Origin of the sequence: Nocardia sp. NBC_00403 (genome assembly GCF_036046055.1) — a bacterium.
Classification (GTDB): Bacteria; Actinomycetota; Actinomycetes; order Mycobacteriales; family Mycobacteriaceae; genus Nocardia.
In genome coordinates, this window is the sequence record NZ_CP107939.1 from 5,225,244 (window position 1) to 5,237,512 (window position 12,269).

Annotated in this window: 12 protein-coding genes; 5 read left to right on the forward strand and 7 right to left on the reverse strand. The window is 66.6% G+C overall.

Annotated elements, in window-relative coordinates; translation table 11 throughout:
• Positions 1 to 222: 222 nt before the first annotated feature.
• Together OHQ90_RS23105 and OHQ90_RS23110 are read right to left on the reverse strand one after the other, a co-directional pair.
• Positions 223 to 372: a hypothetical protein gene (locus OHQ90_RS23105; RefSeq protein WP_328400716.1), complete on the reverse strand. Its 150-nt coding sequence runs from the start codon at positions 370 to 372 to the stop codon at positions 223 to 225.
• A gap of 1,111 nt (positions 373 to 1,483) precedes the next feature.
• Positions 1,484 to 2,077 (reverse strand): hypothetical protein, encoded by a 594-nt coding sequence (locus tag OHQ90_RS23110; RefSeq protein ID WP_328400718.1) that lies wholly within the window; start codon positions 2,075 to 2,077, stop codon positions 1,484 to 1,486.
• Positions 2,078 to 2,283: 206 nt separating this feature from the next.
• Here OHQ90_RS23110 and OHQ90_RS23115 point away from each other — a divergent pair, with 206 nt between their 5' ends.
• A complete protein-coding gene (locus OHQ90_RS23115) occupies positions 2,284 to 2,643 on the forward strand; it encodes a hypothetical protein (protein ID WP_442941160.1) in 360 nt (119 codons plus the stop codon).
• A 69-nt stretch (positions 2,644 to 2,712) separates the two neighbouring features.
• On the opposite strand, the gene OHQ90_RS23120 is transcribed toward OHQ90_RS23115, so the two are convergent.
• The 5 genes from OHQ90_RS23120 to OHQ90_RS23140 all read right to left on the reverse strand — a co-directional run bounded on the left by OHQ90_RS23120 (position 2,713) and on the right by OHQ90_RS23140 (position 7,130).
• A complete protein-coding gene (locus OHQ90_RS23120) occupies positions 2,713 to 3,921 on the reverse strand; it encodes a Dyp-type peroxidase (RefSeq protein ID WP_328400720.1) in 1,209 nt (402 codons plus the stop codon).
• On the reverse strand, positions 3,914 to 4,489 hold the full coding sequence (locus tag OHQ90_RS23125) for a copper chaperone PCu(A)C (protein WP_328400722.1): 576 nt from the start codon (positions 4,487 to 4,489) through the stop codon (positions 3,914 to 3,916). The genes OHQ90_RS23120 and OHQ90_RS23125 overlap by 8 nt, the downstream gene beginning before the upstream one ends.
• 167 nt (positions 4,490 to 4,656) lie before the next feature.
• Positions 4,657 to 5,409, reverse strand: coding sequence for a hypothetical protein (locus OHQ90_RS23130; RefSeq protein ID WP_328400724.1), 753 nt, complete (start codon positions 5,407 to 5,409; stop codon positions 4,657 to 4,659).
• A gap of 5 nt (positions 5,410 to 5,414) precedes the next feature.
• Positions 5,415 to 6,335, reverse strand: coding sequence for an SGNH/GDSL hydrolase family protein (locus OHQ90_RS23135; RefSeq protein WP_328400726.1), 921 nt, complete (start codon positions 6,333 to 6,335; stop codon positions 5,415 to 5,417).
• Positions 6,336 to 6,413: 78 nt separating this feature from the next.
• A complete protein-coding gene (locus tag OHQ90_RS23140; RefSeq protein WP_328400728.1) occupies positions 6,414 to 7,130 on the reverse strand; it encodes a hypothetical protein in 717 nt (238 codons plus the stop codon).
• Between the two features lie 349 nt (positions 7,131 to 7,479).
• Here OHQ90_RS23140 and OHQ90_RS23145 point away from each other — a divergent pair, with 349 nt between their 5' ends.
• The 4 genes from OHQ90_RS23145 (at position 7,480) to OHQ90_RS23160 (ending at position 11,280) form a co-directional block, all read left to right on the forward strand.
• Complete coding sequence (locus OHQ90_RS23145) at positions 7,480 to 8,280, forward strand: SAM-dependent methyltransferase (RefSeq protein WP_328400730.1); 801 nt, start codon at positions 7,480 to 7,482, stop codon at positions 8,278 to 8,280.
• Between the two features lie 492 nt (positions 8,281 to 8,772).
• The gene (locus tag OHQ90_RS23150) at positions 8,773 to 9,477 is read left to right on the forward strand and encodes a response regulator transcription factor (RefSeq protein ID WP_328400732.1); all 705 of its coding nucleotides are present in this window, start codon (positions 8,773 to 8,775) and stop codon (positions 9,475 to 9,477) included.
• Positions 9,474 to 10,502, forward strand: coding sequence for a HAMP domain-containing sensor histidine kinase (locus OHQ90_RS23155; RefSeq protein WP_328400734.1), 1,029 nt, complete (start codon positions 9,474 to 9,476; stop codon positions 10,500 to 10,502). The genes OHQ90_RS23150 and OHQ90_RS23155 overlap by 4 nt, the downstream gene beginning before the upstream one ends.
• A gap of 349 nt (positions 10,503 to 10,851) precedes the next feature.
• A complete protein-coding gene (locus OHQ90_RS23160) occupies positions 10,852 to 11,280 on the forward strand; it encodes a hypothetical protein (RefSeq protein ID WP_328400736.1) in 429 nt (142 codons plus the stop codon).
• Positions 11,281 to 12,269 lie beyond the last annotated feature (989 nt).

Here is a 12,269-nt window from a genome sequence, read left to right on the forward strand (position 1 = left end):
AAGGCAGCAGATTACCGGAACCTCGACAGCGGCTCTCGACCTTCTCGTTGGCTGCGACAAGCCCGCACGCATATCGGCGGTACTGACGGTTGATCGGCGCATAGGCTGCGCCGACTCTGATCGCCGCGCGCGACGCGATCACTGACCGAACGACCCATCGGCACCGAACTGTCAGGATGACCTCCGCCGGTCCGGGACATGTGACCATCCCATCCGGATCGGTTAGCACGCGGCGGCGACGGCGAGTTCGGAGCGGGCCGCGGTGACCAGCGCGGCGACCATAATGTTGCCCCGGCGCGGGTTGCCTTCGTAGGTGCGCAGTTGCTCGACCGCGATGGTCTCGAAGCGGATCGCGGTGACCGGACGGCTCACGCCCGGACCTGGCCAGTGGCTGGGAGTTTCGCGCACCTCGCGCGATGGGGGTATGCCCGCGGGTGGGTGTCGGTCCCGGATCATCCCCGCATGCGCGGGGAGCACACGTTCGGTTGCCAGATGAGGGGTTGATTCGAGCGTGCCTAGAACGTGCCAAGACGGGCCGATACAGCACGGATAGGGCAGCACCAGCCGGACGTTGAAAAGCCTCTGACCTGGACGGGAGGGTGCCAGCCGGACCCCCGGGACGAAATCCAGTTCCCTGGGGGTCAAGTGGTCGCAGGTTCTAATCCTGTCGGCAAAGAAACCCCTTCCGACCTCTTGGGTTCTAGCAGTCGTCGCAACACCCAGTTCAGCGGAGGGTCGCGATGGACTTCAGGGTTCGGGAAGATCGGAAACCGCAGAGGCCCAGGAAGTTGCGGGCCGAGCGGGTGTGTCAACGTCGGTCTTCGGGTGGGTAGCGATGGACCAACCGGTATCTCCCACAGGTAGGCATGCGGTAGGTTGCGCCGATTGCGAGACCCAATGACCCAGTGGTTAAGCCGGGACCGCGGGGCTATGCGTGAGTAAGATCGACTCCGGGAGAATCAACAGGCGGGCTTCGGCTTGAGGAGTCAGCCCCGGAACTTCTCGAGCGGTTGGAGCGCTCGCGTGTACGTGCACATGAACGCCGCGTAGCGGCGCGTAAGCGGGAACGCGCGATCGCCGATGCAGTGAAGCGTTACGTCGATGATTGGCAGGCGATCACCGCGTGCGAAACCAAACGTGACAGCGAGATCGAGGGACTGCGAGAGCAAATCCGCGCGATCGAATCACGTACAGCTGAGGAAGTCGCGTGGCACCGCGGCGGCCAGGCCGCAGCCGCTGCGGCAATCCGTGACCAATGGCGAGACCGGCGGCGGCGCCGCCGAGCTATTGGTAATCAGTACCCGGGAAGCTCGGCAACTCATCAACGCCGGCCGCGCACAACGCAGCGCATCTCAGGCGGTGCCCACGGTCGCGTCTACTTCGCGGCACGAGGATGCTCGTCGGGTCTCGGTGAATATTGATCGGGCGAGGCGTTTTGGCTCGGAGAGCGCGCCAGACGACTCAGTCGGACGTTATGTACCTGTCAGTGTCGAGGACACAGGGCAGGACGGGAGCTCCTGACGCGATACCAGCATCGAGGTGTCGCTTGCCACGGGCGAGCAACACCTCCGCCGTTGACGATGCTGGTCCCGAATGCCGTTCGGGCGCATGGAGATCGAGAAACCTTCGACATCGTGCCAACCACGCCGTGGAGCAGTTCGTTCATCAAGGTCGGTGACACCGGTTGCCAGCGGGGGGTGCCCCGCTTTTCGCGTAGGTGGATCAGGCATTGGGCGGGATCGAGGTCCTCGGGTCGCAACGACAGCGCGCCTTTCACCCGGCACGCGGTTTCGATGTGGAGGCGGATGATCAGACTGTCGAGCTCGGGATCGTTGCCGGTCGTGTCCGCGGCCTCGATGATCCACCGCAGCAACTGATCCGGCAGCGCTCGGTGCGAGGAGGGCACCGCACCGGGCTTGGTCAGTTTCGTGGCCGGGTCGTCGTCGCGACGGATGTAGCCATCATCGACCGCCCGTCGATACAGAAACCGCAGAACTGCGACTGCATGCAACACCACCCCGCGCCCGCCCTTGTCGTTGCTGCGGATCTGCCGGTTGGTCCGGAAATGTTCGATCATCGTTTTGAACTCGGTGACCGTTGGCTCATCCAGACGCCGCTCGGCCCACCTGGTCCGGTCTGTGGATGATCGCGGCCATCGAGTTCAGAGGCTGTTTTACTCACAGCGACCACCTCGCTACTAGAAATCCGCAGGTCAGGGCCCTGGTTGGGAAATTACGTGTCAGAGGTGGTGATCTGGCACAGGACAGAGGGGGAGCTCGCGCCATGAGTGAGATCGAATTCGTCTATAACGTCGTAGTCGTCACACACCTGCTCGGCCTGGCTGCAGTGGTCGGGGGCTATGCGGCCGGACAGCCGAACGTGTCCACGGTAATGGTGTGGGGCGAACGTCTGCAGATCATCACCGGTCTCGTGCTCGTCGGTATGGCCGAGTCGATCGACTCGCTCGGCAAGGACCTCGATATGGCGAAGGTCGGTACCAAGCTGATCATCGCGGTGCTGGTCGCGGCATTCGCCGAGATGGGGCATGCGGATGCCAAACGAGGGAAGAACGTGCCATGGCTGACGCACGCTGCGGGCGGACTGGCGATCGTGAACGTGTTCGTCGCTGTGCTGTGGACCTGAGGCACAAATCGAAACCGAGTCGCGAGAGTCCGATGCCGGCGTTGCCGAACGCGGGCATCGGACCAGTCGTCACGACTCGAACAGCGATTGCCCGAGGTATCCGCCTGGTGACCGCACCCCGGGTGGGATGACGAACACCGCCGACCCGATCGGTGTCGTCCATACATTGAGGGCGTCGAATTCGGCGAGACGCTGCTGCACCGGCAGATATTGGGTATCCACATCACGCTGGAACGCCGCGAACAGCAGCCCGGAGTTGGAGGTTTGACCGGGCGGCGGCGCGTCGTCGTAGTTGTAGCCGCGGCGCAGGAACCGCTCGCCGTCGTGGGCGTGATGGGCGCGGGCGATATGTGCGGACGGTGGGATGACCGGAATACCGTGTGCGTCGACGGCCGCGAAGTTCGGCTCGTCGAATTCCCTGCTCCCGGTCAGTGGCGCGCCATCGGCCAGCTTGCGGCCGACGCTGAGTTCCCTGCCCTCCGGATCGATTTCGTCCCAGGTGTCGAGCTTCATCGCGATGCGGCGCAGCACCAGCGACGTACCGCCGGCCAGCCAGGGCTGCGCGCTGCCGTCGTCCCAGACCAGCTGGGCGAAATCAGGTGTGCCCGGCGCGATATTGACGGTGCCGTCGACCTGCCCCATCAGATTGCGCGGGGTCTGCCCTGGCGCGGCGTTGCGGAAACCACGTTGCACCCAGCGCACCGAGACGAGTGATGCCACGTTCTTGCACAACACCCGTACCGCGTGCGACACAGCCGTCGCTTCGTCGGCGCAGACCTGCAGCAGGAGATCACCGTCGTTCCAGGCCGGTTCGAGACGATCGATGTCGAACGGCGGCAACGGATGCAGCCACGACGGCCTGCGCTGTTCCAGGCCGGCCACCGTGAACATCCCTGGACCCAGTCCCACGGTGACTGTGAGCCGGGCGGGCCGGTGTGCCAGTTCGGGTTCGGTGTCGGCCAGTGCGGGGCGGCCCTGGGTGAGCCGCGCGGCATCGTCGGTCCAGATCCGCAGGAGCCCGATGATGTCGTCGCGGTCGGTGCCGGGGCGCAGATCGAACCCCACGAAGGTCGCCTGCGCCGGTGGTGCGGTCTCGATGCCTGCCTGGTGTTCGCCGTAGAAGGGCTCTATCGCGGTCGGCGTCTGATCGGTGTCGCCGGTCTGCCGATCGCCGAGCGCGACCGCGCCCCAACCCAGTCCGGCAGCGCCTGCCGCGGCGGCGGCCCCGCCGAACAGGTGTCGGCGAGAGACGCGTCCTGGGCGGGCGGACTCAGCCACCGTGCGCGGGGGTCTGCGGGGTGCCGCCACTCATGTGGTCGCCTTCTGGTGCGTAATTCTCCTGGTTGCCGGGGAAGTCGCGCACCCGGGCGGTGAAGGTGGTGGTCGTCCCGTCGTCGAAGGTGAGCGTGACCGGGGTTTCCGAGCCGGTGCGCAGCGCCGCCTTCAGCCCCATGAACATGATGTGGTCGCCGCCGGGGCGCAGCGCGACACTGCCGTGCGCCGGAATCACGAAGCCACCCCTTTTCGGCTGCATCTTCTTGGTTCCGTCCGCGGCCGCGACGACCTCGTGCAGCTCGACTCGTTCGGAGGCGGGGGTGGTGGCGGAGACGACTGTCACCGACGTGGTGCCGGAGTTGTTCAGATCGCCGAACGCGGCCGACATACCACTCTCGGCGGCCTTGATCCACTGATCCTCGACAGTGATCGAATCCGCTGCCTTGGTGGGTGCGGCGTCCTTGTCGTTGGATGAGCAGCCGACGAGCAGGAGTGGGACCGACGCGAGGGCGGCAGCCGTGCGCAATAGACGGGAGGCGCGGAGTGCGGATGGTCGGGTTGTTGTCAGCATGGGAGGCTCCGATCGGGAAGGGATGGGTTTTCCGCTGCAGGCAGGGCGCGATTGACGACACCGAAACGTTCGATCGACGCTGCGTGGGTCGGTTCGAGGCAGTCGTGCTCGACTCGATGCGACGCGAGACACGAGCCGGGCGAGGGTCGCCGACCGACTCCGGTCGATTAAATGAGTGCCTGCATAGAGTGGGAACGTGCTGAAGCCCGTCGAGTGCGCTGTTGCACAGCGCGCTGGCGCGGTGCGGGCACATCCGCCATTGCTCGATGCGGGTGCGGTCCTGCACTCGGCCGCATGCGCGTATTCACTGTGGTTGGCAACCCATTACCGAGGTCGAGCGAATGTGCCGATGGCGCTGAATGCATGACCGCATCGACTGCCGGCGGGACGGGCCAGCGGGGCGCCGGAGGTCCCCGGGTGCCGATTCCCGAACTGAACAGCAACCGCTTCGGAGTCTGCGCAGCGCTGAACGACACAGCGAGGGCAGGGGTCCTGGGTGCGAGCGGTCCAGTGCCGAGCACGCCGACGGCGCGCACCGCACTCGACGCCGCACCGGTGATGGCGCGTTGTGCGCTGTGGATGAGGAGGCCGCCCACCGGGATGGTGATCAGGTGTGCCATCAGCATGGCCCCACCGGTATGCGTGCTGTGGTGATGGCCCGCCGACATCGATAAGGCGAGATGGCCGACAGTCTGGCCGATCGCGAGCATCGCCATGACTTCGACAACGCCGTGCCGGGTGCGCATCGAGGCAACCACAGCGCCGGTCAGCGTGCAGGCGGCGAGCAGGAGGGCAAGCGCGGATCGGCCGGGGGAGACCGTGCCGCCGGCGAGAGCGTGGGCGGCGATACTCACCGCACCGGATGCTGATCCGACGAAAGCACCGCGCAGCCGCGCCGCTGCCTCCGTCGGTGTTCGCACCCGGGTCATACTACTGCCGGTCGTAGGACGCATACGCGCCGGGATTGAGCGGTTGATCCGGTCTTGGCTCGATGTGCACCGACTGTCGCGGTGCGGCGACTGCCATCGACGCGCCCGTATAGACCGACGGCCGATCTCGAGCCGACACCGTCAGCTCGGTACCGGTAGCAAGGTAGGCCGTTTGGGCTCGATGTCCGTGCCCGACGAGCGTCCACGCAGGCGTCGCACCATCCACGGCAACACATGATCGGCGACCCATCGCACCCCCCGACGACGGTTCGACGGTTCGACGGCAAGGGCTCGCGCCAGGTCTCGTCCGCGCCGGGAACGCCGAGCGTGGCGGCGACGGCACGCGCGACGAGGTCGTGGCCGAGCGGACTCAGATGCAATCGGTCCTCCGCCCATACCTTCGGGTGGGTGGTGGCCGCGACCGGCTCGAAGTCGATCAGCGTGACTCCGTGCTGTCGGGTCAGTCGGCGCATGTCGGCATTGAGTGCACGCACGCGCGCTGAGAGCGGCCGGGCGAACGGCGCAACGGCACCGATATCAGGGAAAGTGAAGGTGACAACGCGAATGTCGAGTGCGGTCAGTGCGGCGAACATCGCGTCGAGGTGGCCCAACAGGGCGTCACGGTCGAAGCGCGGCCGGATGATGTCGTTCATTCCAGCGAGCACGGTCACGAGATCGGGTCGCAGCGCGATGGCGGCGGCGAGCTGCTCGGTGCGGATCTGTGCGGCGCGACGGCCGCGGATGGCCAGATTGGCGTAGTGCAGGCCGGGGTCGGCCGCGCCGAGGCGTTCGGCGAACCGGTCGGCCCAGCCGCGGTGTCCGCCGTCGTCGTCGGGGTCGCCGATGCCTTCGGTCTGGCTGTCTCCGATGGCCACGTAGCGGGTGTAGTGCGATCCGGGTGTCGGGTTCGGCTCCACGTTCTGCTCCTGCGGGTTCGGCCATCGGCGCAGGAATATCGTACGGCCACACAGGAATACGGGCCATCGGTGCTGCGGTCAGAGTGGACGGAAGCCGGTTCCGATGCCGCCGGACTGATCGATGTCGTCGAGCACCATGCCGATTTGACTGGCCACCGCCGGATCGTGGACCGGCACCCCCGTGCCCTGACACATGACGTCGAAGACGGTCACGCCGAGCGCCTTGACCCCGATGTGTCCGACGTTCATCCCGACCAGCTGGTCGCCGATGGTGACGGGACCGCCCGAGTCTCCCGGTTGCGAGCACACGTGATTCTGGAACCACCAGCGGTGGGTGTCCCACACGACGCCGCAGTTGAATCCGGATGTGCGCCCGTTCTTGCAGACGATGTCGCCTTCGCGCGGCGGGGTGCCGATTCGGGCAATGAGCGTCGAGGTCACTTGCCGGATCGGGTGGACTTTGCCGCGATCGAACTTGATCACGGCATAGTCGTCGTGGTGATCGACCGCGGCCACGGTGCCGATGATCCCGGCCTGCGGCATGTGCTCGGATTTGACCGACATGCCGAGTTCCGCGCAATGTCCCGCGGTCAGTCCGACCATCCGATCGGCGCGGTCGAAACCGATCGTGGTGAGGGTGCAGGCCGATTGTCCGCCGAGCACGATGCCCGATCCACCGCCGAGAGCCGCCCGCCGGTCCGCCGCTGTCGCCGACCCTGGGTACCCGTGGGTGGCCAGGAGTGCGACCGCCGCGGCCACGAGCACGCGAATCCCGATCCGTCCCGTAGCAAACATGCTGATAACTGTGCACCGCGGCTCGCCTGCCGGCTGGATCATGTGCCATCCCTTCCGTTGCAGGTCGGACACGGTTTGGTGTAGCCGTGCCCGCTCTGCGGTACCGACGACCGCCCGGCCTGCGGATGGGCAACCGTCCAGCGCGGACGTCGATCACACGTCGACGGAGGCGGTGCTCGGATCGCGCTCGATGATCGACTCCAGGGCGCAGGATCTGTTGTGGCGCTCGGGATTTCCGTTGTGCGTCACAACACGACAGAATGGCGTATCGGGCCACGTGACACCGGCCCTTCATGGTTAGGTTGCTCCGAACGATCCAGACATGCGGATCCTGCATGGGAGGGTGACGATGATGGGTTCCGAGTCGGTACCGGTGGGCATCGACCCCACCAAGCCGAGCATTTCGCGAGTCTACGACGCACTACTCGGCGGGAAAGACTATTACGAGGTCGACCAGCACGTGGTCGACCACCTCGTCGAGACGATGCCGCAGGTCGATGTGCTTGCGAAATTGAATCGCGCGATCCTGGGCCGCGGTGTGCGGTACCTGGCCGATGAAGCCGGGCTGAAGCAGTACCTCGACCTCGGTGCGGGGCTGCCGACCATGGAGAACACCCACCAGGTCGCCCAGTCGTTCCAGCCGGATGCACGGGTGGTGTATGTCGACAACGATCCAATTGTGTTGGCGCACGGGCGCGCTCTGCTGGAACAGGACAAGAGCACTCGGGTGGTGACCGCCGACCTGCGTGAGCCGGACAAGGTCCTGGCACACCCCGACGTGCAGAAGATGATCGATTTCTCCGAGCCGGTCGCGGTCCTGCTCGTCGGCATGTTGCATCACCTGCACGACGGCGAAGACCCCGAAGGTGTGGTGGACGGCTACCTGGACGCGGTACCGCCGGGCAGTCATGTGTTCATCACGCACTTCATCAACGAGGGTCCGGAGGCAGGCCCGGTGGAGCAGTCGTTCCTGGAATATCTGGGGACGGGGCGGTTCCGGACGCGCGCGGAGATTCTGCGGCTGTTCCGTGGTCTCGAACTGGTGGAGCCCGGTTTGGCGTATCTGCCCGAATGGCGGCCGGACCGCATCGTGCGCGACAAGCTCACCCTTGCCGAGCGACTGATGGTCGGCGGGATAGCGCGCAAATAATCGCGGTGCACACGAGCTTCTGATCGGCGCGGATCGCGCGCGGCTCGAGACCGCGAACGTCGCACTGCATGGTCGACGATATTGGCCACCTTTGCCGGCGCCCTCAGCCGTCGCACCGCGGGTATCGGTCGACGAACCCGGCCCGCTCCCTGCTCGTCGTCGCCGCCCTGGTCCCGGCCACCCACATCGGTCTACCTATCGGCAGTCTCTACCCTCCTGGTCGTAGCAAATACCTTGTGCCTGTTGCGCTTCGGCCGCGGGGCCGAACACGAAGGCATCGACAACGAGCCCTGCCCGGTGTCCGCCTGAGAACCTCAGGCGTCGGGCAGCGGCCGGCCGCAGTCCTCGGAGCATCAGCCGATCACGATCTGGCCGGTCGAGCGACTCGGGTCGATCCAGAGTGACTTTCCGAATTCCATCGATCGGCGAACACACGGAATCTCCACATTTGACACCGCTTCTCTCCACAGGCGGTGGCTAGGGTTTCGGAGCATGGAGCAGAGCGCACTGGTCGCGGGGCCGCCGGTATCGCGTCGGATCCTCGTCGTCGACGACGAGGTGACCATCGCCGAGTCCGTCGCGGCACGGCTGCGGGCAGAGGGTTTCACCGTCGAGACAGCGCACGACGGCCCCGCGGCGGTCGCCGCTGTGGAGGCGGGGGAGCCCGATCTTGTAGTCCTCGATGTGATGCTGCCGGGGTTCGATGGGCTCGAGGTGTGTCGGCGCATTCAGGCCGGGCGCGGTGTGCCGGTGCTGATGCTCACTGCTCGCACCGATGAAACCGATCAGTTGATCGGGCTCGGCGTCGGCGCGGACGACTATCTCACCAAACCGTTCTCCATGCGTGTGCTCGCGGCCCGGGTGCATGCACTGCTGCGGCGTATGGACCGCGCGGCCGACCGTGACGATGCCACCATCGTCGTCGGCGACCTGCGCATAGACCTCGATCAGCGTCGTGTCTGGCGCGGTGACGTCGAAGCTCAGCTGACCCCACTCGAATTCGAGCTGCTTGCTCGACTTGCCCGCAGGCCCCGCGTCGTGCTGGCCCGCGAACGTCTACTCGAGGAAGTCTGGGACTGGGCCGACGCCGCAGGCACCCGCGCCGTCGACAGCCACATCAAGGCCTTGCGCCGCAAGCTCGGCGCCGACCTCATCCGCACCGTGCACGGTGTCGGCTACGCGCTGGAGGCACGATGAGCGCCGTGGAGAGGGTCGGTGACTTCGTGGCCGAGGTGTTGCCGCGCCCGCTCGATCCGGTCCGGTCGATCAAGCTCAAGTTGGCGATCCTGATGCTGGTTTCGGGTGGGGTGGCCTTCGGGTTCTTTCGCTTCAAGATCGGCTGGCTGCCGCCGCGGACCACGCTCACCGCCGTCGTCATCGCATTGGTGACCTCGCAGTTCCTGGCGCACGGCATCACCAGGCCGCTGCGTGAGATGACTGCCGCAGCCAAACGGATGGCGCACGGCGACTACACACGGCGAGTTCGTGCGAGTTCGCGCGATGAGGTCGGGCAGTTGGCGGCAGCGTTCAATCAGATGGCCGCCGACCTGGCGGCCGCCGACCAGCAGCGCCGCGATCTCATCGCCAATGTCTCCCATGAGCTCCGCACGCCGATCACCGCGCTCAACGCTGTGCTGGAGAATCTTGTGGACGGAGTGTCCGAGCCCGACCCCACGACGCTGCGTACAGCCCTCGCGCAAACCGAGCGGTTGGGCTTGCTCGTGTCCGAGCTCCTCGATCTGTCCAGCATCGAGGCGGGTGCGCTCCCGCTCGATCGTGAACGCCTCGCCGTCGTCCCGCTGCTTGCCCAGGTCGTCGCCGAGGCCGAGGTGATGGCGGCGGCGCTCGGGCGTGGCGTGCGATTCAGCACCGATGTGCAACCGAGCACGGCCAGCGTGTCGGCAGACCGTGCACGCCTGCATCAAGTGCTGTTGAATCTGCTCGACAACGCCGCCCGCCACGGCCCCGCAGGCGGCCGAGTGCGGATCACCGCCCATGCCCAGAACGGCCAATTGGTCATCGAGGTCCAAGACGAAGGACCCGGCATCCCGCCGGCCGAACGTGCCCGCGTCTTCGACCGCTTCACCCGCGGCGGCCGCACCGACGGCGGCGGCACCGGCCTGGGCCTCGCCATCTCTCGCTGGGTCGTCGACCTACACGGCGGCACCATTGCGGTGGCCGACCCCGGCTCCCGCATCCGCGTAGTCCTGCCCGACCGCTGACGCCCCCGAACCACCTCTGGCCCAACCCAACTCGCCACACCCCGAGCCACTCGACAGGTCCCGGGGCGCTCCCGCACACCCACAGGAGGGAACCTCATGCCCGAACAACCCGTGACGCCAGACGAACCACCGACATCGAATCGACCATCCGGCGACGAGCATCCGCAGCATGGCGAGGCTGTGGCCGAGGGCTCCGCATCACCGAACGACCCGACCCCCAACTCCCGCTCGGCGGTGCCGGATGAACCGGCCACATCGGCAGCGTCGCTGACCCGCGTGACACGGCCGTACCGATGGAGCAGAACAACGCCGCCGACCTCGGCCGGACAAAGTACTGAGGGGCAAAGCGTTGCCGGACAAAGCGCTGAGGGGCAAAACGCTGCCGGACAACTTGCTGCCGGAGATGGCATTGCCCGGCTGGGAACTGCCGGACAGGGCGATCGCGGGCAAGGAGCAGCTGGGCAAGACGCTGCCGGAGAAGGTGCTGCCGGAGACGGTACTCCCCGGCAGGGTGCTGCGGGAGACGGTGCTGCTGGCGATGGCTTCGCCGGACAAAGTGCTGGTGGCCAAAGCGTCGCCGGGGAAGACGCCGTGGGAGACGGTGCCGATGGGCGGGGTTCTGCTGGGGCAGGTTCCGCCGAACAATGCCCCGCCGAACAATGCCCCGCCGGGCAAGGATCCGTCGGACAAGGACCCGTCGGTTCGACGGCATCGGACATCGAACAGTCCTCGGGCTGTGGCGTTTCGACCAGCGCTGCACTTTCCATCGAGGGGGTGATGTCGCGCAAGGGCAAGGCAACCGATGCCGCAGTGGGCGGGCCGAATAGTGCGACAGCCGCAGCGATTGTCGCTGACTCCGCAGCCGCGGGAGTTTCATCTGCATCGACGTCCGTAGAGCCGCACTCCGACGAAACACCGGAGTCGGCAAGTGACGCTATGGCGGGTGAGCCGACGCTGACGGCTCCACACAGTGACGCGGATTCGGACCATGCGGCACCGCCGTGGAGCGCAGGTTGGCGAACGACCTCGTCGGCTCCGACGCAACCTACGCGACTTGTTTCTCCTGTCTGGCAGGAGCCACCCTCGACTGCGCTGGGCAACCGGATGCCGCCTTCTCCGACCGGAGTTCAAGCGCTCCGCGCGCCGGAATTATGGGTACCGCAACCGCCGAGGTGGCGGCGCGTCACCTGTCCATCGGGTGTCCTGCCTGCCGCTGGCATTGCGGGGGTAGGAGCAGCGGTTCTGATCCCGCTGGATCGTCCAGGGGTCGGCTGGGTGCTGGCCGGAGCGGTGGCCTCGGCCGCGGTGTTCTTGGTAGATCGGCGTGCGCGGCGCACCGCGGGAGCTGGTGCCGCGTCCACATCGGACGGTGGGTCTCTAGGTCTGCCCGCGGACGGGAACGCGGTGGTCGGTGTTGCCGAGGTCGCCACGGCGGGGGCCGGGCATTTCCACACATCGCAGTCTGCGGCGAAAGATTCCTCGACGGAACCACCGACCGAGGTGGCATCGTCGGCCGTGCAGGAAACGGTTGCTGCGCAGGCCGAGTCGGCAACGGTCGGAGTCGTGGAGAAGGGATCCGCAGCAGCTGGAACCATGCGAGCCGGGTCGGCCGCGGCTGTAGCAGTGCGGGCCGAGTCGGCAACGATCGGAGCCATGCAGGCGGGGTCTGTGACAGCTGGAGCGTTGCCGACGGTGTTGGCCGCCGCCGGGGCAGTACAGCCCGGGACAGCAAAGGTCGGAGGTGTGCGGGAGGGGTCGACAACGACT